Consider the following 19,624-nt stretch of genomic DNA (forward strand, 5'->3'; position numbering starts at 1 on the left):
ATCAGCGGTTGCCGGTAAGCTGAGCCACGACCGCGTCGATCGCGGTCTGGTTCTTCGTCACGCCGACATCGGCCTGGATCGCGCGGGTGAGCTGTTCGCCCATTTCGCCACCGATCGCAGGGCCAAGCTGACGTACCGTGGCGGCAACAAGCGGATCGTCTTCTGCAATGTCCTTGGTCTCGATCCGGTCGAGATCGACGATGAACCAGCCGGCCTTCTGCGGTGCTTCCAGCTTCTTGGTCGAGCCCTTAGCCATCGAGAACATGAGTGCGAGCGGAGGCGGGACCTGCTGCTGCGCACCGACCAGTTCCTGGCGGCTCATGTCGACCGGGCTGACGGGCGGAGTGGTCTTCTCGATCAGCTTCATCGCCTCTGCCGGGGTCTGGCCCTTGCGGATTGCCGCAAGCACCTTGTCGGCAGCCGCGTTGGCCTTCTTCGAGCCCTGCTCCTGCTTGTAGGCAGCTTCAATCGCGGGCTTGATCTGTTCAAACGGCGGCGGGGCCGAAGCGGTGATCTTGCCCGGTTCGTAGAGGATGTACGATTCGCCATCGGCCGCAATGGCGATCTGGGCGTCGCTACCCGAATCCATGGCGAACAGGTTTTGCACCACGCGCTGAACCTGTGCCGGGACTTCTGCACCGGCCTGATCAAAGGGCTGGCCATTTTCAAGCAGCGGGCCAGTCGTCTTGACCTCGGCGTTCAGCGAAGCTGCGACTTCCTGAAGGCTGGCGCCGCTATTCAGCTGGTCCTCGGCTTCTGATGCGCGCTCGGCAAGAGCCTGGCGGCGCTTGTCCTCGGTGACGGTGGCGGCGATCTCGTCGCGCACTTCGGCAAGCGAACGATCATTGGTGCGCGTGATCGAATCGACGCGCATCAGGTACCAGCCAAGCGGTCCGCGAACCGGACCTGCGATCGAGCCTTCGGCAGCATCATAGACGGCCTGGGTCACGGCAGGCGAAGTTTTGGCCGACAGATCGGAACGGCTGTCAGCCGAAACCTGCGTGGTCGACAAACCCTTCTCGCGCGCGACAGCAGCCATGCGTGACGGGTTGGCTAGGTCGGCAAGGACAGCATTGGCCGCGGCCTCGGTCGGCATGACGAGCTGGGTCATCACGCGTTCTTCCGATCCGGCAAATTCGTCGCGATTGCTTTCATAATAGGCCGAGACGTCTGCGTCGGTCGCGACGATATCGGCAACGCCGGCGCGGTCGATGATCGCATAGCGGACCGTCCGGCGCTCAGGCAGCGAATAGCGGCTGCGATTGGTCGCGAGATAGCTCTTCAGCTGGTCGTCGGTCACCTCGACATCGGATGCGAAGATCGAGGAGGGCACGAATGCCACCGAACCGTGACGCGTCTCGTTCAGCAGGCGCGCGTACTGGCGGGCCATCTTCTCGGGGAACTGCGTGCCGATCTGCGCTGGGATCAGCATCATGCGGGCAGCAAGACCCTGTTCGAGATCTTCACGAACCAGCTTTTCCGAAAGGCCGCGCTGCTGCAGCGCCGCCTGGTACATTTCCTGGCTGAACTGGCCGTCGGGGCCCTGGAACGCCGGGATCTGCGTCAGTTCGCTGCCGACCAGCGAATCGCCGATGCGAATGCCGTTTTCCTTGGCGAAGGCATAGACGGACAGCCGCTCGGTCATCTGGTCGAGGACGCCGTCGGTGCCGCCGCCGTCGAGGAATTCCTCCCACGTCAGACCCGGATTTTCACCGCGGGCCCGTTCGTAGGCACCATTAAGTGTTTCACGGTAAGTACTTGTGGAAATCCGCTCGCTACCGACCGTGGCGACGCGTTCGCCGCCAGCGATGCCGCCGAAGCCGGATCCGGTGATGTCGGCGCTGGCAAAGGCGAGGGCGATCAGCCCCACAAAGCCCAAGGTTACGGCAAGGCCGATAGGTGATTGGAAAAGCTTGCGAAAACCCTGGATCATGTCTTTCCGGCCTGTCAAAATTCAAGTGGGGCGGTCCTGCCGGGGATGCCCGTTTGCGCGGTGCTCTAAACGGCTAGAGGCAAGCCTGCAACCAATCGGCGTCTCGTGCTTTGACACGGTCGACCGCTTCGGCTAGCCGCCGCGCACTTCGCAAGTATTCGGTTAACAGGGCAAGGCAGGACCAGAGGGGCTCATGAGCCAACGCTACTACATCGTAGGCAATTGGAAGATGAACGGCATGCGTGCCGCCTTGTCGGAAGCACGCGCGATCGATCGCGCGGCTCAGCGCCTGCCCAAGGTCGAGGTCGCGATCGCGCCGCCGGTGACCCTGATCGCAGCCATGCGCGAGGGCCTGACCGGTACCGGCGTCGGCGCACAGAACTGTCATCACGCGGAAAAAGGCGCTCACACGGGTGATCTTTCTGCGCCGATGCTGCGTGAGGCCGGGGCCGACTTCGTGATCGTCGGTCACTCCGAACGCCGCGCCGACCACCACGAAACGAACGAGCAGGTGAAGGCCAAGGCCGAAGCCGCGCAGGCCGTCGACATGGGCGTGATCCTTTGCGTCGGCGAATCGGAAGCCGAACGCGATTCGGGCGAGGCCGAGGAAGTAGTCGCGCGCCAGCTGGCCGCTTCGCTTCCCGACACCGCACAGCGGCTTTCGGTCGCTTACGAACCCATATGGGCAATCGGCACGGGCCGCGTCCCGCAGGTCTCCGACGTCGCCGCCATGCACAAGCGCCTGCGCACGGTGCTGACCGACAAGTACGGCGATGAAGGCGCGGACGTGCGCATTCTCTATGGCGGTTCGGTCAAGGGCGAGAACGCCGAAGAACTGCTGGCCGTTGCCGAAGTCGGCGGCGCGCTGGTGGGCGGTGCCAGCCTTACCGCGGACGGTTTTGTACCCATCATTGCGGCTGCGGCCGAGCAGGACTGATAAATCGGCTGACCGTCCCGGTCCTTGCGCCGCGCAGGCCATGGGGCTAAGGGCGGCGACGATTTCAAGAGATACCAAACGGAAGTTTAGCAGGTCATGTCGCTTTTTCTGTTCCTGACCGTGGTCCAGGCGCTTGTCGGCGCGGGGCTCGTGGCGGTTGTCCTTATGCAGCGTTCCGAAGGCGGTGGCCTTGGCGTTGGCGGCAGCCCGTCGGGCCTGATGTCCGCGCGCGGCGCGGCTGACTTCCTGACCCGTGCGACGACGATTCTCGCGACGCTGTTCGTGATTCTCTCGATCGCTCTTGCTGCCGTTTCGGTGAACACCACTTCGGGCAGCGACGTCGATACCTCGCTCGATCGTACGGTTCCGGCCGATGTCGATCCGCTCGGCGCGCCTGCTGCCGCTCCGGCAGATACGGCTGCTCCGGCTCCGGCCGAAGCGCCTGCCAGCGACGATCCGCTTGCGGGTGCCGTCGGCGAATAAGGCACGCATGCCGTCGCGCGGTCAGGTGACCGCGCGAAAAAATGTCATCTATTTGTGCAAACCGGTGCTCGCATTGCTTGCGGCGACGCACCCTTATTGATTAAGGCCCGACTCCCATGGCGCGGTACATATTTATCACCGGCGGCGTGGTCTCCTCGCTCGGCAAAGGTCTCATGGCGGCAAGCCTCGCAGCATTGCTGCAGGCGCGCGGGTACAAGGTCCGCATCCGCAAGTTCGATCCCTACCTCAACGTCGATCCGGGGACGATGAGCCCCTATCAGCACGGCGAGGTATTCGTGACCGATGACGGCGCGGAAACCGACCTCGACCTCGGTCACTATGAACGCTTCACCGGCGTTTCGGCGCACCAGGGCGACAACATCACTTCGGGACGCATCTACCAGTCGATCATCGCGAAGGAACGCCGCGGCGACTACCTCGGCGCGACGGTGCAGGTGATCCCGCACGTCACCGACGCGATCAAGGAATTCGCGCTCGCTGATACCGAAGGGCTCGATTTCGTCCTTTGCGAATTCGGCGGCACGGTCGGTGACATCGAAGGCCTTCCCTTCATTGAGGCGATCCGCCAGCTGCGTAACGAGCTTCCGCGCGAGGATACTTGCGCGATCCACGTGACGCTGGTCCCCTACATAAAGGCCGCGGGCGAGCTTAAGACAAAGCCGACACAGCACTCGGTCCGCGAACTGACTTCGCTGGGCGTTCAGCCTGATGTCCTGCTCTGCCGCTGCGAACAGCCCCTGCCTGAGGGTGAGCGCCGCAAGATCGCGCAGTTCTGTAACGTTCGGCCCGAAGCGGTCATTCCCGCGCTCGACGCAAGTTCGATCTATGCGGTGCCGCTGCAGTACCACGCCGAAGGGCTCGACAACGAAGTCCTGCGCCACTTCCGGCTTGAGGCTCCGAAGCCCGAACTGGCAACCTGGCACGACATCGTCGACCGGTATGAAAACCCCGAGAGCGAAGTCACGATCGCGGTCGTCGGCAAGTATGTCGGCCTGCCCGATGCCTACAAGTCGCTGAACGAGGCGCTGGTCCACGGCGGAATGGCGAACCGGGTGAAGGTCAATATCAACTGGATCGACGCCGAACTTTTCGAGCAGGACGACAGCGACATCATCGCCCAGCTCGAGCCGATGCACGGCATTCTCGTCCCCGGCGGCTTCGGCAACCGTGGCAGCGAGGGCAAGATCGAGAGCGTGCGTTTCGCGCGCGAGCGTGGCGTGCCGTTCCTCGGCATTTGCCTTGGCATGCAGATGGCCTGCATCGAAGGCGCGCGTAACACGGCCGGTATCGCGGGCGCTTCGTCGAGCGAGTTTGGTGAATCTTCCGAACCCGTCGTCGGCATCATCACCGAGTGGATGACGCCCGAAGGTCTCGAAACCCGTGCAGCGGGCGGCGACCTTGGCGGTACGATGCGCCTTGGCGCCTATGAGGCGAAGCTGGCTGGCAACAGCCGGGCCGCCTCGCTTTATGGCAGCACCGAGATTTCGGAACGTCACCGCCACCGCTACGAAGTGAACGTGGCCTACAAGGATCGCCTTGAAGACGGCGGGTTGATGTTCTCCGGCATGTCGCCCGACGGGCTGCTTCCCGAAATCGTCGAGCGTCCGGACCACCCGTGGTTTGTCGGCGTGCAGTTCCACCCGGAATACAAGAGCCGCCCGTTCGACCCGCACCCGCTGTTCGCCGGGTTTATCGGTGCCGCTCTGGAACAATCGCGCCTTATGTGACGCTTTAGTGGGGAAGGGGGTTGTCAAAGCCCCGTTCCCAAACGATAGCCATTTCCAGCGTTTAACATTTGTTAATCGCTGCGGGTCGTTTTATCCGGGCGGTGGTGGCCCGGACGGCGCGCCAAGGCGCGAGGCTGTCAACGTACCATGCCGTCTCTAGACGCACGCGAACTGTCCGGCCTGCCGCCGGCACGATGCCTGCCGATGCGCGGTCATGTCCGGACGGCAATTGCCAAATTGACTGCAACGACTTTGCGCATGACGCACGCATCCGCCGGGCGTTGGCGGCAAATCACAATGAGAATCGAGATCGGTAGCGCCAGTCCCTCGGGACTGCGGTTTCGCGCGTTTACGACGGCGCCTGCCGGTCACAGAATCTGGGAAAGTTGGGCGGACAAGATGAAACTTGCGCTCGGTCAAGGCGAGCGATGGAACATTGCTTGATTAGGCTCCGAGTAGGTCAATCGGAAGCTGTCTCGGTGGGTAATTTGCAACATTGTCTCCCGGAATCAGGGAAAACTAACAATTGTTGACATAAACACTCTTACCGATATCGCTGAAGAATGTTAGAAATGTTATAAGGGTTTGCTTCCCGGGGGTGACTGTCTTTCTGCGACCCGGATGGTCATTCTAGGGGGCAACGCGGCGGTGACGTCGCGGGGGTGAGCTTCGGCTCACCCCCAAATTACATAAAATAATCTAACTATACTAAAAAAGGCGCGCCCGGACTTACCGGACGCGCCCTTTTTATGTGTTTTTACCGAGAGTTAGGCGGCCTTGTCTTCTCCGCCATCCTCATTCTCAACGACGGAAAGCTGCTTGGCGCCGTTGATGGCGATCTTCTTCGGCTTCATCGCCTCGGGCACTTCGCGTTCGAGATCGATCACAAGCAGGCCATCAGCCAGCTTCGCGTCCTTCACCAGAACGAAATCGGCCAGTTCGAAGCGGCGCTCGAACCCGCGCTGGGCAATGCCGACGTGGAGGAATTCGCCCTTCTGGGCCTCCTCGGCCTTGCGGCCCTGCACGGTCAGCAGGTTCTGTTGCGCGGTGATCTCGATATCCTCAGGCTTGAAGCCGGCAAGGGCGAGAGTGATGCGATAGTTGTCTTCGCCGCGGCGCTCGATGTTGAAGGGCGGGTAGTTGTCGCCCGAATTCATCCGCGCATTGTTTTCGAGCAGGTCGAAAAGGCGGTCGAAACCGACGGTGGTGCGGCGATAGGGGGTGAAATCCATACGGTTCATCTTGCAAATCCTCCTCAAGAAGCAATTCACTGCAGGCGATGGTCCGGCCCATAGGGCGCCGGGTTTGCCCGCACTCGATATTGACATCGCACCCTTGCGGCATGCGGTGCCGACACACATCTGGGTACCCGAAATCCCTGCTTCAAGTACCTTGGGGCAGGCTGAAATGTCGTTATGGAAAGGAAATTGCGTGTCCGAAGACAACAAGCCGAAGGTCGAGATCTATACCCAGTTCGGCTGCCCCTACTGCCATCGCGCGGTTGCGCTGCTGAAGTCCAAGGACATCGAGTTCATCGAATATGATGTGACGATGGATAGCAAGAAGCGCGCCGAGATGGTCGAGCGCAAGCCGGGCGCGCGCACCGTGCCGCAGATTTTCATCGATAACGAAGCTGTCGGCGGTAGCGACGAACTGGCGGCGTTGGAACGCGCAGGCAAGCTAGACCCGATGCTGGGTCTCTGATCGTGGCGTGAGCGACACTGTGACCCGCATTGCCATATTTCAGGCGACGACCGGTATCGACCCCGATGCCAATGCCAAGGCGATCGTTACCGCGATCGCCGAAGCGGCGGCGGGCGGGGCGGCAATGCTGTTCACGCCCGAAATGTCGGGCCTGCTCGATCGGAACAGGGCGAGGGCAAGCGGTCATGTCGTGCCCGAAGCTGACAATCCGGTGCTTCAACAAGTGCGGGACGCAGCCAAGGCGCATGGCATCTGGGTCGCGCTCGGCTCTCTGGCTGTTGAGCGTGAGGATGGGAAATGGGCGAACCGCTCCCTTCTGATCGATGCCGATGGCGATGTTGTGGCGCGGTATGACAAGATGCACATGTTCGACGTCGACCTGGCGACGGGCGAAAGCTGGCGCGAATCCAATGCCTATGTCGCAGGTGATGCGGTCGTCACGGCGGAATGCCCGCTTGGCCGGCTTGGTCTCGCCATCTGTTATGACCTTCGCTTTCCCGCGCTGTTCGAAGCGCTTGGCAATGCGCGCTGCGATGCAATCGCGTTGCCGGCGGCTTTTACCGTGCCGACCGGTCGCGCGCATTGGGAAGTGATGATCCGCGCCCGCGCGATCGAGGCTAGCGCCTTCATGATCGCAACCGCGCAAGTCGGCTCGCACGAAGACGGGCGCAAGACCTATGGGCACAGCCTGGTCGTCGATCCATGGGGCGAAGTCCTGCTCGACATGGGCGACATGTCCGGTGTCGGTTTTGCCGAGATCGATCATGCACGCATCGCGGAGGTACGCCGCCAGCTTCCCAGTCTTGCCAATCGGCGGAAAATCCCTAATTCGCAGCGGCAATGATCGTATTCGACCTCTCCTGTCAGCCCAACGGCCACCGGTTCGAAGCCTGGTTCCGCTCGTCGGACGACTACGCGCGTCAGAAGGACGACGGACTGCTCGTGTGCCCGGAATGCGGCTCGCCGGAAATCGAGAAGGCGGTTATGGCCCCTTCCGTAGGCCGCAAGGGCAACCAGATGCCCGCGCGCGAAGTCCGCGTCGAAGCGCCGGTCGAGGGTGAGCCTGTACCCACAGCATCTGTCGCAAACGTCACGCCCAAGATGCGCGAGGCGCTGGTAAAGCTCGCCACTCTGCAGAAGGAAGCGCTGGAAAAGTCGCGCTGGGTCGGGGGTGACTTCGCGGACGAGGCCCGCGCCATGCATTACGGCGAGCGCGAAGCCGAGGCCATTCACGGCGAAGCCACGGGCGAAGAAGTCGAGGAATTGCTCGAAGAAGGCGTAGAGATCGCGCCCCTGCCGTTCCCGGTCGCGCCGCCCGACATCGTCAACTGACCTCGCTGGGGCGAGGGCAGGGCACTTAACGCATTGTCATCGCGGCAAGCCGCTTATAAACGAACCCCTGAGTGCGCCCGTAGCTCAGCAGGATAGAGCATCAGATTCCTAATCTGGGGGCCACAGGTTCGAATCCTGTCGGGCGCACCATTAGCGAAAATTCGCAGGTTTCTGCGGTTTCCGCGCTCACCCAACCTTACGGTAATGTGCACCCAGCGACGGCTGTTTGGCCGTTTGCGGACTGGCAGGTTTGAGGCGCGAGTAGCAGACAAGGCGAGCTGTCGCTTGAATCCCCTTCAAAGCATCGTGGCCCAGTCAACCCGCTTGCCAAGCGGCATTGTGCATTGCACAACGCGCGAATGCGAATTGCGATCGTCGATGAAAGTGAGATGCGCGCCTCGATTATCGAGGATGGTCTCGCCGATCTCCCCGATTGCGAAATTTTTGTCATAACACAGCGCCTTGGTCTCATGGCCCGGATGGATGAGATTCAGCCGGATGTCGTTCTTATTGATCTCGGCAATCCCTCGCGTGACGTTCTTGAAGAGTATTTCGCCGTAAGTCGCGCGCTCGCAAAGCCGATCGCCATGTTCGTCGATGAAAGCGACGATGATGCGATTGCAGCTTCGATTGACGCCGGTGTTTCGGCATATGTGGTTGATGGCCTTTCTACAGGTCGCATTCGTCCGCTGGTCGATGTCGCAGTTCGCCGGTTCAACGCCTTCTCACGCATGCAGAGTGACCTTGCCGAAGCGCGTGGGCAGCTAGCCGAGCGTGAAAACATCGATCGTGCAAAGCGGCTTTTGATGAACAGCAAGGGATTGTCGGAGCCCGAGGCCTATAAGGAATTGCGCAGTCAGGCGATGCGCAGCAGCAAGAGGATAGCGGAAGTGGCCGAAGCCCTTGTCATGGCTCAGGAATTGCTGGGAGGCGCAGCGTGACGGACAGGTTGACCATCGGCTTCCTGCCGCTTGTCGATGCGGCGCTGCCAATCCTCGCGAAGGAACATGGCTTTGCCGAGGACGTCGGCCTTGATCTGGAATTCCTTCGCGATGTCAGTTGGGCGACCGTTCTGGACCGGCTGCTTTACGGACATGCCGACGCCGCGCATCTGCTGGCCCCTCTGGCTATCGCCACCACGCTGGGCATCGGACGTCCTGCTCGGCCGTTGTCGGTGCCGTTCGTGTTGGGCCTTAATGGCAATGCCATCACTGTTTCGAACGACCTTGCCGACAAGCTTCAGCCCGAAGGCGGGCTTGGCAATGCGGAAGAGGTGGGCAAGCGTCTGGCCGATGTGGTTGCGTCTTCGGACCGCAGGCTCTGCTTCGGTGTGGTGCATCGCCATTCCAGCCATAACTACATGTTGCGGTATTGGCTCGCGGCCTGCGGCATCCGGCCCGATCGCGACATCGATATCGTCACCGTGGCCCCGCCTTTCGCGGCAGACGCGCTCGAATCGGGTGAGGTCGATGGCATCTGCGTGGGTGAGCCATGGAACTCGGTCGCGGTCGAGCGCGGGGTGGGGCGCATCGTGCTTACTACCGCGCAAATCTGGCGGCGCGGTGTCGAGAAAGTTCTCGCTGTGCCGACCGCCAAGCTTGAGGAAAAGCGGGATGCCTTCGAACGGCTGATCGTCGCCATGCGGCGCGCAGGCGAACACTTCGTCGATCCGGCAAACTGGGAAACCAACGCAGAAATCCTCGCCCGCCCCGAATATGTCGGCGCGGACCCGGCGCTGATCCTCCACGCCATCTCGGATCGCCTGCGCCTGCAGCAGGGCGGCGAGCTCATCCACTACCCCGATTTCATGTTCCAGTTCCGCGAGGCGGCGAACTTCCCGTGGGTCAGCCAGGCCGGCTGGCTCTATGCGCAGATGATGCGCTGGGAAGGGCGCGGGTTCGACCGCGAGGCATCGGAAAAGGCGATGGCGGTGTTCCGTCCCGACATCTATCGCGCGGCACTTTCGGGCCGGGATTCGCCGCTGCCTGGTGCCAGCTCCAAGGTCGAGGGCGGCATTGCCAGCCCGCTTGGCGTGAGCGCACAACAGGGCCGCCTGGTCCTTTCGCCCGACAATTTCTTTGACGGAAAAACCTTTGATCCTGAAAGGCTTGAGTCCTATCTTGCGAGCCTCGATCAATAGGAAAATGCTGCTGCACTGCAAAAACCGCTTTACGCAGGTGCGGCGAATCGCTTACTAAAGACGGGCAACGAGACGGTTCGCTTCCCAAGGTTGGGAAGCTTCCAGAACCCTCGTCGCATATTGCAGACATTGCGTGGCAACGGTGCCGCCCGATCTCCCTTTCCAGGGTTCGATCGTGGCGGCTTTTTTCGTTTTTGCGCTGGACGGAACGGAATGGGGAACAATGGCTGACTTCGGGTTCAAGGGAATGAAATTCGGTCGTCGCGGCGTCGTCGTGGCCATGCTGGCATCGGTGGCTCTCGCCGGTTGCGGGTCGAGCGGGTCGGAAGGCGCAGGCGAGGGTGCGGTCCAGGCCGCGTCCGCAGGCGGCGAGATTGAAAAGCCGAACCTGAAGCTGGGCTTCATCAAGCTCACCGACATGGCTCCGCTCGCCATTGCTAAGGAAAAGGGTTTCTTCGCCGAAGAAGGCCTCAACGTCACTCTCGAGGCGCAGGCGAACTGGAAGGTCCTGCTCGACGGCGTGATCGGCGGCCAGCTTGACGGTGCGCACATGCTTGCCGGCCAGCCGATCGCGGCGACCATCGGTTACGGCACCAAGGCCGAACTGATCGCCCCGCTCTCGATGGACCTCAACGGCAACGCCATTACCGTGTCGAACAAGGTCTGGGACGAGATCAAGGGCGACCTTCCGATGGAAGGCGGCAAGGTTAAGCACCCGATCAGCGCCAGCGCGCTGAAGCCCGTCGTCGCCTCGCGCAACGAACAGGGCAAGCCGTTCAAGATGGGCATGGTCTTCCCGGTCTCGACCCATAACTACGAGCTTCGCTACTGGCTCGCGGCCGGCGGTCTCAACCCCGGTTACTACACCGACGGCGACGTGACCGGCGTTGTCGATGCCGACGTTCAGCTGTCCGTCACCCCGCCGCCGCAGATGCCCGCCACGATGGAAGCCGGCACGATCGAAGGTTACTGCGTGGGTGAACCGTGGAACCAGGCCGCGGTCTTCAAGAAGATCGGCGTTCCCGTCATCACCGACGATGAAATCTGGAACGACAACCCCGAAAAGGTCTTCGGCATCCGCAAGGACTTTGCCGAGAAATATCCGGCCACGACCGCCGCGATCCTGCGCGCCATGATCCGTGCGCAGCAGTGGCTCGATGCCGACAACGGTGCGAACCGTCCCGAAGCGGTGAAGATCCTGTCGCAGTCGAACTACGTCGGCGCCGACTATGACGTTATCGCCGCCTCGATGACCGGCAAGTTCACCTTCGCGCCGGGCGATACCCGCGACGCGCCGGGCTTCAACATCTTCTTCGACAAGTTCGCAGGCTATCCGTACTACTCGGACGCGATCTGGTATCTCACGCAGATGCGCCGCTGGGGCCAGATCCCGGCCGATCACGAAGACCAGTGGTACTTCGACCAGGCCAAGGCCGTCTATCGCCCCGACCTCTACCTCGCGGCTGCCAACAAGCTCGTCGAAGACGGCGTGATCCCGGCCGGCTCGGTTCCCGAAACCGACGGTTTCCGCGGCGAACAGGGCGGCTTCATCGATGGCATCACCTTCGATGGCAAGACGCCTAACGCCTACCTCGCCAAGTTCCCGATCGGCCTGAAGAAGGGCCAGACCGTGAGCGCGGCTGGCGTCAAGTAAGCACGCCCGACTAACGCCCCCCCATTCGGAGTATCGATCATGGCAACCGTATTCGCAGACGCGCACGACGCTGAGACCCCGACCATAGAAGCCGCAGCCGGCTCGGTCGCTGGCAAGGTCGCCGTGCCAGAAGCGGAAACCGAAACCGAGAAAAAGCCGAACCAGGCTGTTTCCAAGGCGGTGGCCTTTGCCAAGGGGCTTATCGCCCCGACGCTCGGCATCCTCGGTTTCCTCGCGCTGTGGGCCGTGCTCGCACCGCAGGTCGATACTTCGCTGGGGGCGCTTCCCGGGCCGGTCGAGGTCTTCGAACAGGGCATCGCCCTGACCGAGGAGTGGTCGGCCGCCAAGGAAGCAGAAGGCCAGTTCTACGCCGATCAGGATGCCCGTAATGCCGCAGCCATCGCTGCGGGCAATCCGGGCGCCGTGCGTGACTTTACCTATGCGGGTCCGCCGACCTTCCTCGACCAGATCTTCACTTCGCTGAAGACCGTGGCGCTGGGCTTTATCCTCGCAACGCTGGTCGCCGTGCCGATCGGCCTTGCCGCGGGCCTTTCGCCGAAGTTCAACGCCGCCATCAACCCGCTGATCCAGATCATGAAGCCGGTCAGCCCGCTGGCATGGCTGCCGATCGTGACGATGGTCATCTCGGCCATGATCACCAGCGCCGATCCGCTGCTGCCCAAGGCTTTCGTGATCTCGGCTCTGGTCGTCATGCTCTGCTCGCTCTGGCCGACGCTGATCAACACCGCCGTCGGCACCGCCAGCATCGACAAGGACCTGCTGGCCGTGGGCCGCGTGCTGAAGCTGGGCACGTTTGCCAAGCTGACGAAGCTCGTCCTGCCTGCTTCGCTGCCCTACATCTTCACCGGTATGCGCCTTTCGCTGGGCGTGGGCTGGATGGTGCTGATCGCGGCTGAAATGCTCGCCCAGAACCCCGGTCTCGGCAAGTTCGTGTGGGACGAGTTCCAGAACGGTTCTTCCCAGTCGCTCGCCCGCATCATGTTCGCCGTCGTCGTCATCGGCTTCATCGGCTTCGGTCTCGACCGCATCATGATGAGCCTGCAGGCGCTGGTTTCCAAGAACCGCACGATCTGATCGCTGCAATCCGGACAGGAGCAAAAGCCATGGAACATCAGCCGATCCTTTCGCTTCAGGGCGTGAAGAAGAGCTATACCGGCAAGTCCGGCGGCACGACCGACGTGCTGGGCGGTATCGAGCTGGACGTTGCCGAAGGCGAGTTTATCGCCATCCTCGGATTCTCCGGCGCGGGCAAGACGACGCTGATCTCGACCGTTGCAGGTCTGGTAAAACCGGACGAGGGCCGGATCCTGCTTCGCGGCAAGGAAATCGACGGGCCGGACCGTGACCGCGGTCTCGTGTTCCAGTCCTACTCGCTGTTTCCGTGGCTGACGGTGAAGCAGAACGTCGAACTGGCCGTCGATGCGGTCCACAAGGACCGTTCGAAGGCAGAGCGCGCCGCGCTGGTGAAGCAGAAGGTCGAACTTGTCGGCCTGGGCCATGCGATGGACCGCAAGCCCGCCCAGCTTTCGGGCGGCATGCGCCAGCGCGTCTCGGTCGCCCGCGCACTGGCAATGGAGCCGGAGATCCTCCTGCTAGACGAACCGCTCTCGGCCCTCGACGCGCTCACCCGTGCCAAGCTGCAGGACGAGATCGAGCGTATCCGCGAAGAGGAGAAGCGCACGATTATCCTCGTCACCAATGACGTGGACGAGGCCCTTCTTCTTGCCGACCGGGTCGCGGTGCTCACCCCTTCGCCCGCTGCCCGGATCGGCAAGATCTTCGAAGTCGACGTCGAACGCCCGCGCGACCGCGAGGCGGTGAACGACGACGAGCATTTCAAGGCCCTGCGCGGGCGGATCGTGAACTACCTGTCCACGCTGAACGCCGAAAGCTCGACGGTGGGCGAAAGCGCGGCGCAGCTGCCGGGCGTTACCCCGCTCGACCTCGCGCCGCCGCCCAAGGCTTATCAGGAAGCGGGCAAGACCAATGTCGAGAACCGCTATCTGGAATTCTTCAAGCTCGACAAGGTTTACCCGACGCCGAACGGCCCGCTGAAGGTCGTCGACGATTTCAACCTGATCATGGACAAGGGCGAATTCGTCTCGCTCATCGGCCACTCGGGCTGCGGCAAGTCGACCGTGCTGACGATGGCCGCCGGTCTCAACGAGATCAGCGGCGGCGGCATCGTGCTCGACAACCGCGAGATTTCGGCCGCTGGTCCCGACAAGGCCGTCGTCTTTCAGGCACCCAGCCTGATGCCCTGGCTGACGGCCCGCCAGAACGTGGCGCTTGGCGTGGAACGAGTGTACCCCCACGCCTCGCGCGCCGAGCGCCGCGACATTGTCGACTACTATCTCGACCGGGTCGGCCTTGCCGATGCGAAAGAGAAGATGGCGGCGGAAATGTCGAACGGCATGCGCCAGCGCGTCGGCATCGCCCGCGCCTTTGCGCTCAGCCCGCGCCTCCTGCTGCTCGACGAACCGTTCGGGATGCTGGACTCGCTGACCCGCTGGGACCTTCAGGACGTTCTGGTCGAAGTGTGGAACCGCACCAAGGTCACGGCGATCATGGTCACCCACGACGTGGACGAGGCGATCCTGCTGGCCGACCGCGTCGTCATGATGACCATTGGGCCGAACGCCACGATCGGCAAGGTGCTGAAGGTCGACCTGCCGCGCCCGCGCGACCGCAAGGCGCTGCTGGAGCATCCCAAGTTCTACCAGTACCGCCAGGAAGTCCTGCACTTCCTTGCCGAGTATGATCACGGGCCCGCTGCCAAGGCGGCCTGACCCCGAAGGGCCGCGCAAGACGGCCTGACACGACAGGAAATTCGGCCGGGCGCCTCTTCCAGCCCGGCCTCGGGCCGCGCCGTCATCGCGGCCCGGACAACAAAGCTGCGCCCCGCCATTTGCGGGGCAGGGACAGGCAATGGCGCCTGCCTCCACGCGGCCCTGAACAGACGCGCGGCGATGCTGCCCGCGCTCTCACCCACATCGCGCGGGGCAACGATGCCTTGCACCCAGTTTCAGGACCCACGCCGGGCAATGAGGGAATGTGCCCGGCTTCATGGAGGTAAGTGCAATGAGGAAACAGGTACTTCTGCTTGCAGCCGTCTCGGGAGCGGCGCTGGGCATGGGCGGCACGGCCCACGCCAAGGCAGGCGATCCGGTCACCATCGGCGAGGGCGTGACGCTCGACCCGATCATCGGCGGTGTGCTGCGTTATGAAATGGTCGATCAGGACGATCTCGGCCTCGACGCCGACGCGCTGACCATCGGCATGGTGGCAGGCGCAGAGCTGAAGGTCAGCGGCTTTTCGATCCTCGCCGAAGCCGAAGGCACGCTCGCGCTCATCGACGATTACAACGACACGATTGCGGGCAACAACGGCTACCTTGGTGCCGAACCCTATTCGGTCGTCGCCGATCCCGAAAGCGTCGAACTGAACCGCCTGCAGGTTGGCTATTCGGGCAAGTTCGGTTCGGTGACTGTCGGCCGCCAGCGCATCGTGCTGGGCAATTCGCGCTTCGTCGGCAACGTCGGCTGGCGCCAGAACGAGCAGACCTTCGACGCCGTGCGCGCCACTGCAAAGTTCGGTCCGGCCTATGTCGATGCGACCTACTCGATCTCGCAGCGCACGATCTTCGGCGCCGATGCAGGCGCGCGCACCGCGTTCGATGGTGACCACGTGTTCCTGAACGCAGGCGCCAAAGTCGCAGGCATCGATGTGACGGGCTTTGCCTATTTGCTCGACTACGACATCGACGAACCGACGCTTGGCGTGTCCAGCCAGACCTACGGCGCGATCGCCGCGGGCGCGCTTCCGCTCGGCCCCAAGGTGAAGCTGAACTTCACCGCAAGCTATGCCAAGCAGAGCGACTACGGCGACAACCTGGTCGACTACTCGGCAGACTACATCAACGCCGAACTTGGCACCGCGATCTCGGGCGTTTCGTTGAAGGCCGGCTATGAAAAGCTGGGCAGCGACGACGGCATCAAGGGCTTCAGCACACCGATGGCGACGCTGCACAAATTCAACGGTTTTGCCGATGCCTTCCTCAACACGCCGAACACCGGCATCGAGGATTACTACGGCTCGCTCGGCTTCGGCTTCAAGGGCGTGAAGGCCGGCGTGACCTACCACAAGTTCGAAAGCGATGTCGGCGGCCTTGATTACGGCCAGGAATGGGACGCGACGCTGGGCTTCAAGCTCGGCGGTTATCCCTTCCTCGTGAAGTACGCCAACTACGATGCCGAAGACTACGGCACCGATACCGAGAAGCTCTGGATCCAGGTGAGCTTCGCTTACTGAAAACTGAAGATAAGGAGTGAGTGAAATGTCCTACCTTGCGCCTTCGGAATTCGTGCCGAAGCTCATCGACAACGGCGAAGCCAAGATCATGATGTCCACCAAGGACACCCTGATCCGCGCCTACATGGCCGGTGCCATCCTGGCCCTTGCCGCGGCATTTGCTGTCACCATCAACGTCCAGACCGGCCAGCCGCTGGCAGGCGCCGTCCTGTTCCCGGTCGGCTTCTGCATGCTCTACCTGCTGGGTTACGACCTGCTGACCGGCGTGATGGTCCTGGCCCCGCTCGCCGTCTGGGCCAAGCGTCCGGGCTGCACCTGGGGCGGCGTATTCCGCAACTGGGGCCTCGTGTTCACCGGCAACTTCGCCGGCGCGCTGACCACTGCCGTCATGATGGCGATCTACTGGACTTATGGCTTTGCGGCGGAAACCAACCCCGTCGGCCTCAAGTTCGCGACGATGGGCGAAGCCCGTACCGTCGGCTACGCCGCCTATGGCGCAGCCGGCTGGCTGACGATCTTCGTCCGCGCCATGATGTGCAACTGGATGGTCGCGACCGGCGTCGTCGGTGCCACGATCTCGACCTCGGTTTCGGGCAAGATTCTCGCGATGTGGATGCCGATCATGCTGTTCTTCTACATGGTCTTCGAACACTCGATCGTGAACATGTTCCTGTTCCCCTCGGGCCTGATGATGGGCGGCGACTTCTCGATCGCCGACTACCTGATCTGGAACGAGATTCCGGTCGTTCTGGGCAACCTCGTCGGCGGCCTGACCTTCGTCGGCCTGATGCTTTACTCGACGCACTACCGTACGTCGAAGTCGCGCCAGCCCGCCGACCTCAAGATCGCTGCCTAAGGGCGGCGTGTGGAATGGCGGGTAAGGTAGGGCGTTTTTCCGAATGGGCCTTTCCCGCCATTCCTTTGTCGATGCCGACCGAGTGATGGGCGATCACCTCGCCATATCGCTCGGCCAGCATTCGACCTCCGGTCCCAAGCCGGAGAACCAGGATTTCCACGGCGCGCTCGTGCCGACCGGTGAGGAACTCACCACCAAGGGGGCCGCCTTCGCGCTGGCCGACGGGATTTCCACCAGCAGGCTGGGCGCAGAAGCCGCCGAGACCGCGGTGAAGAGCTTCCTCAACGACTATTTCTCGACATCGGCGGCTTGGTTGGTTCGCACCTCGGGCGAACGCGTGATCGCGGCGACCAACGGCTGGATGTATTCGCGCAATCGCCGCGACATGAGGATCAGCGAGGAGACCCGCGAAAGCGGTCTTGTCTGCACGCTGTCGGCGCTGGTGCTCAAATCGCGCAGCGCGCACGTCTTTCACATCGGCGATTGCCAGGTCGCGCGGATATCCGGCGACGATCTGGAAGTCCTGACCGAGGCGCACCGCATTTCGATCGGTTCGAACCAGAGCTACCTTGCCCGCGCGATGGGCGTGGGGCGGCAAGTCGACATCGACTATCGCAAGGTGCCCGTGCAGGTCGGCGACGTCTTCGTGATGACGAGCGACGGTGTCCACGAAGTGCTTGATGCAGGCACCATCGTGCGGGTGATCCGGGGCGCGACCTCACTCGACAAGGCGGCATCGGCGCTGTGCGAAGCCGCGCTGGAACGGGGCGCCGACGACAACCTTACCGCGCAGGTCATCCGCATCGACGCATTGCCCGCGGGCGAGGTGGGCGATCTGGTGGGCGAACAGACCGCGCTGCCGCCCGCACCGCTGCTGGAGGCGGGGCAGAGCTTCGAGGGCTATCGCATCCTGCGCGTGCTTTATTCCGGTGCGCGCAGCCGGGTCTATCTCGCCCGCGACGAGGAAAAGGGCGAGCGGGTCACGATCAAGACGCCCACGACTGAAACCGCGACCGACAAGCGGCAGGTCGCCGCCCTCATGCTCGAGGAATGGGCGATCCGCCGCACCGCGCACCAGAACCTCGTCTCCGCGCCTTCGGGCAGCGGGCGGACGCGGGGCCATGTCTATGCGGTGTCGCGCTATGTCGAAGGGCAGTCGCTGGACGAGTGGCTGGCCGACAATCCCGAACCCGAACTGTCAGTCGTGCGCGACATCGTGCGCCAGATCGCATCGGGCCTGCTGGCGCTCCACCGCAAGGAAATGGTCCACCGCGACCTGCGCCCGCACAATGTCATGATCGACACCGACGGGACGGTGAAAATCATCGACTTCGGCTCGGTCGCGGTCGCGGGGCTTGAGGAAACGGCCCCCGGCACTGCGGGCGAGGCGGCCTATGCCGGGACGGTCCAGTTCGCCGCGCCCGAAGTCTATCGCGGCGAGGAAGCCAGTGCGCAGAGCGATATCTATTCGCTGGGCGCGATCGCCTATCACCTGCTGACGGGCGAATTGCCCTATGGCCCGCGCATCGCGAATGCGACCACCTGGGCCGAGCAGAAGAAGCTGCGCTACCGCCCGATCGCGGAAATTACCGAGCGCGTGCCCCGCTGGATGGACGCGGCCATTGCGAAGGCCTGCGCGATCGATCCGGCGAACCGCTATTCGGAATTGAGCGAGTTCACTTACGACCTTTCGCATCCCAATTCCGCGCTCGTCACCGACATGCGCCCGCTGATCGAGCGGGGGACGACGCGGCACTGGCGCATTGCGGCGATCCTGCTCGCCGTCGCGCTTGCCATTTCCATACTGACAAGGCCGGACATCGGCCTTTTCTGAAGACCACGGCTGAAAGGAAGAAGCACATGATGACCAAGGCAGACGTGACCGACATGATCCGCGCGGCAAAGCGCGAAAAGGGCGTGAAATGGGCCGAGATCGCCGCGGCGGCAGGGCTGTCGGAGGTGTTCTGCACCTCGGCCTGCCTCGGCATGAATTCGCTGCTGCCCGATGCGGCGGGCAAGGTGGTCGATTTCCTCGGCCTTCCTGCCGAAGCGGCGGTCGTGCTGGCCGAGTATCCGACCAAGATTTTCTCCCAGAAAGTCCCGACCGATCCGTGCATCTACCGCTGGTACGAGATCACCGGCGTCTTCGGCGAGGCATTCAAGGAACTGGTGCAGGAAAAGTTCGGCGACGGCATCATGAGCGCGATCGACTTCGACATGGATATCGAACGCATCGCTCACGAAAAGGGCGACCGCGTGCAAGTGGTGATGAGCGGCAAGTTCCTGCCCTACAAGAGCTGGTAGGGCCGGACGGGGCAGGCCGTTCTTGCTGCCCGTTATTGCTGCAATGCAAAAACGGCTTGCCGCCAGCACCGCGAATCGAGTATAGCTATCGAATTGCAGCGATTGCCCCGTCCAAGGTGGGACGTGAACACGGCAATCTCTCGCAGCTGAAATCACACATTGCGTGGCAACGGTGCCGCCCGAACCCTTCTTGGGATCGTG

Annotated in this window: 17 protein-coding genes and 1 tRNA gene; 16 read left to right on the plus strand and 2 right to left on the minus strand. The window is 62.7% G+C overall.

Annotated elements, in window-relative coordinates; translation table 11 throughout:
* Position 1 precedes the first annotated feature (1 nt).
* Complete coding sequence (locus KIH45_RS02855) at positions 2-1,933, minus strand: peptidylprolyl isomerase (protein WP_213174457.1); 1,932 nt, start codon at positions 1,931-1,933, stop codon at positions 2-4.
* A gap of 193 nt (positions 1,934-2,126) precedes the next feature.
* On the opposite strand from KIH45_RS02855, the gene tpiA reads away from it, so the two are divergent.
* The 3 genes from tpiA to KIH45_RS02870 all read left to right on the plus strand — a co-directional run bounded on the left by tpiA (position 2,127) and on the right by KIH45_RS02870 (position 5,101).
* On the plus strand, positions 2,127-2,870 hold the full coding sequence (tpiA, locus tag KIH45_RS02860; RefSeq protein WP_213174458.1) for a triose-phosphate isomerase: 744 nt from the start codon (positions 2,127-2,129) through the stop codon (positions 2,868-2,870).
* Positions 2,871-2,966: 96 nt separating this feature from the next.
* A complete protein-coding gene (secG, locus tag KIH45_RS02865; protein WP_213174459.1) occupies positions 2,967-3,353 on the plus strand; it encodes a preprotein translocase subunit SecG in 387 nt (128 codons plus the stop codon).
* Between the two features lie 116 nt (positions 3,354-3,469).
* Positions 3,470-5,101, plus strand: a complete 1,632-nt coding sequence (locus tag KIH45_RS02870) for a CTP synthase (protein WP_213174460.1) — start codon at positions 3,470-3,472, stop codon at positions 5,099-5,101.
* A 767-nt stretch (positions 5,102-5,868) separates the two neighbouring features.
* On the opposite strand, the gene KIH45_RS02875 is transcribed toward KIH45_RS02870, so the two are convergent.
* Positions 5,869-6,342: an Hsp20 family protein gene (locus KIH45_RS02875; protein WP_213174461.1), complete on the minus strand. Its 474-nt coding sequence runs from the start codon at positions 6,340-6,342 to the stop codon at positions 5,869-5,871.
* A gap of 190 nt (positions 6,343-6,532) precedes the next feature.
* Between KIH45_RS02875 and grxC the strand changes: the two genes are divergently transcribed.
* The 13 genes from grxC to cynS all read left to right on the plus strand — a co-directional run bounded on the left by grxC (position 6,533) and on the right by cynS (position 19,423).
* Positions 6,533-6,805, plus strand: a complete 273-nt coding sequence (gene grxC / locus KIH45_RS02880) for a glutaredoxin 3 (protein ID WP_337925389.1) — start codon at positions 6,533-6,535, stop codon at positions 6,803-6,805.
* Positions 6,806-6,824: 19 nt separating this feature from the next.
* On the plus strand, positions 6,825-7,649 hold the full coding sequence (locus KIH45_RS02885; RefSeq protein WP_213174680.1) for a carbon-nitrogen hydrolase family protein: 825 nt from the start codon (positions 6,825-6,827) through the stop codon (positions 7,647-7,649).
* Positions 7,646-8,137 (plus strand): DUF1178 family protein, encoded by a 492-nt coding sequence (locus KIH45_RS02890; protein ID WP_213174462.1) that lies wholly within the window; start codon positions 7,646-7,648, stop codon positions 8,135-8,137. The genes KIH45_RS02885 and KIH45_RS02890 overlap by 4 nt, the downstream gene beginning before the upstream one ends.
* Before the next feature lie 73 nt (positions 8,138-8,210).
* Positions 8,211-8,287, plus strand: a tRNA-Arg gene (locus KIH45_RS02895).
* Positions 8,288-8,496: 209 nt separating this feature from the next.
* Positions 8,497-9,078: an ANTAR domain-containing response regulator gene (locus KIH45_RS02900; RefSeq protein WP_213174463.1), complete on the plus strand. Its 582-nt coding sequence runs from the start codon at positions 8,497-8,499 to the stop codon at positions 9,076-9,078.
* On the plus strand, positions 9,075-10,277 hold the full coding sequence (locus KIH45_RS02905) for an ABC transporter substrate-binding protein (protein WP_213174464.1): 1,203 nt from the start codon (positions 9,075-9,077) through the stop codon (positions 10,275-10,277). The genes KIH45_RS02900 and KIH45_RS02905 overlap by 4 nt, the downstream gene beginning before the upstream one ends.
* Before the next feature lie 223 nt (positions 10,278-10,500).
* A complete protein-coding gene (locus tag KIH45_RS02910) occupies positions 10,501-11,931 on the plus strand; it encodes a CmpA/NrtA family ABC transporter substrate-binding protein (protein WP_213174465.1) in 1,431 nt (476 codons plus the stop codon).
* Between the two features lie 39 nt (positions 11,932-11,970).
* Positions 11,971-13,026, plus strand: a complete 1,056-nt coding sequence (locus KIH45_RS02915; RefSeq protein ID WP_213174466.1) for an ABC transporter permease — start codon at positions 11,971-11,973, stop codon at positions 13,024-13,026.
* A gap of 29 nt (positions 13,027-13,055) precedes the next feature.
* Positions 13,056-14,741, plus strand: a complete 1,686-nt coding sequence (locus KIH45_RS02920; RefSeq protein ID WP_213174467.1) for an ABC transporter ATP-binding protein — start codon at positions 13,056-13,058, stop codon at positions 14,739-14,741.
* A 292-nt stretch (positions 14,742-15,033) separates the two neighbouring features.
* On the plus strand, positions 15,034-16,263 hold the full coding sequence (locus KIH45_RS02925; protein ID WP_213174468.1) for an alginate export family protein: 1,230 nt from the start codon (positions 15,034-15,036) through the stop codon (positions 16,261-16,263).
* A gap of 25 nt (positions 16,264-16,288) precedes the next feature.
* On the plus strand, positions 16,289-17,119 hold the full coding sequence (locus KIH45_RS02930) for a formate/nitrite transporter family protein (protein WP_213174469.1): 831 nt from the start codon (positions 16,289-16,291) through the stop codon (positions 17,117-17,119).
* A 43-nt stretch (positions 17,120-17,162) separates the two neighbouring features.
* Positions 17,163-18,953 (plus strand): bifunctional protein-serine/threonine kinase/phosphatase, encoded by a 1,791-nt coding sequence (locus tag KIH45_RS02935; RefSeq protein ID WP_213174470.1) that lies wholly within the window; start codon positions 17,163-17,165, stop codon positions 18,951-18,953.
* 26 nt (positions 18,954-18,979) lie between these two features.
* A complete protein-coding gene (gene cynS, locus KIH45_RS02940; protein WP_213174471.1) occupies positions 18,980-19,423 on the plus strand; it encodes a cyanase in 444 nt (147 codons plus the stop codon).
* Positions 19,424-19,624 lie beyond the last annotated feature (201 nt).

The sequence above is a fragment of the Croceicoccus gelatinilyticus genome (assembly GCF_018398395.1).
Lineage (GTDB): Bacteria > Pseudomonadota > Alphaproteobacteria > Sphingomonadales > Sphingomonadaceae > Croceicoccus > Croceicoccus gelatinilyticus.

Coding starts and splice junctions, on each gene's coding strand:
- secG (WP_213174459.1), top strand. CDS start 2,967: ATGTCGCTTTTTCTGTTCCTGACCGTGGTCCAGGCGCTTGTCGGCGCG.
- KIH45_RS02870 (WP_213174460.1), top strand. CDS start 3,470: ATGGCGCGGTACATATTTATCACCGGCGGCGTGGTCTCCTCGCTCGGC.
- KIH45_RS02930 (WP_213174469.1), top strand. CDS start 16,289: ATGTCCTACCTTGCGCCTTCGGAATTCGTGCCGAAGCTCATCGACAAC.
- KIH45_RS02875 (WP_213174461.1), bottom strand. CDS start 6,342: ATGAACCGTATGGATTTCACCCCCTATCGCCGCACCACCGTCGGTTTC.
- KIH45_RS02925 (WP_213174468.1), top strand. CDS start 15,034: ATGAGGAAACAGGTACTTCTGCTTGCAGCCGTCTCGGGAGCGGCGCTG.
- tpiA (WP_213174458.1), top strand. CDS start 2,127: ATGAGCCAACGCTACTACATCGTAGGCAATTGGAAGATGAACGGCATG.
- KIH45_RS02900 (WP_213174463.1), top strand. CDS start 8,497: ATGCGAATTGCGATCGTCGATGAAAGTGAGATGCGCGCCTCGATTATC.
- KIH45_RS02920 (WP_213174467.1), top strand. CDS start 13,056: ATGGAACATCAGCCGATCCTTTCGCTTCAGGGCGTGAAGAAGAGCTAT.
- KIH45_RS02915 (WP_213174466.1), top strand. CDS start 11,971: ATGGCAACCGTATTCGCAGACGCGCACGACGCTGAGACCCCGACCATA.
- KIH45_RS02855 (WP_213174457.1), bottom strand. CDS start 1,933: ATGATCCAGGGTTTTCGCAAGCTTTTCCAATCACCTATCGGCCTTGCC.
- cynS (WP_213174471.1), top strand. CDS start 18,980: ATGATGACCAAGGCAGACGTGACCGACATGATCCGCGCGGCAAAGCGC.
- KIH45_RS02890 (WP_213174462.1), top strand. CDS start 7,646: ATGATCGTATTCGACCTCTCCTGTCAGCCCAACGGCCACCGGTTCGAA.
- KIH45_RS02910 (WP_213174465.1), top strand. CDS start 10,501: ATGGCTGACTTCGGGTTCAAGGGAATGAAATTCGGTCGTCGCGGCGTC.
- KIH45_RS02935 (WP_213174470.1), top strand. CDS start 17,163: ATGGGCCTTTCCCGCCATTCCTTTGTCGATGCCGACCGAGTGATGGGC.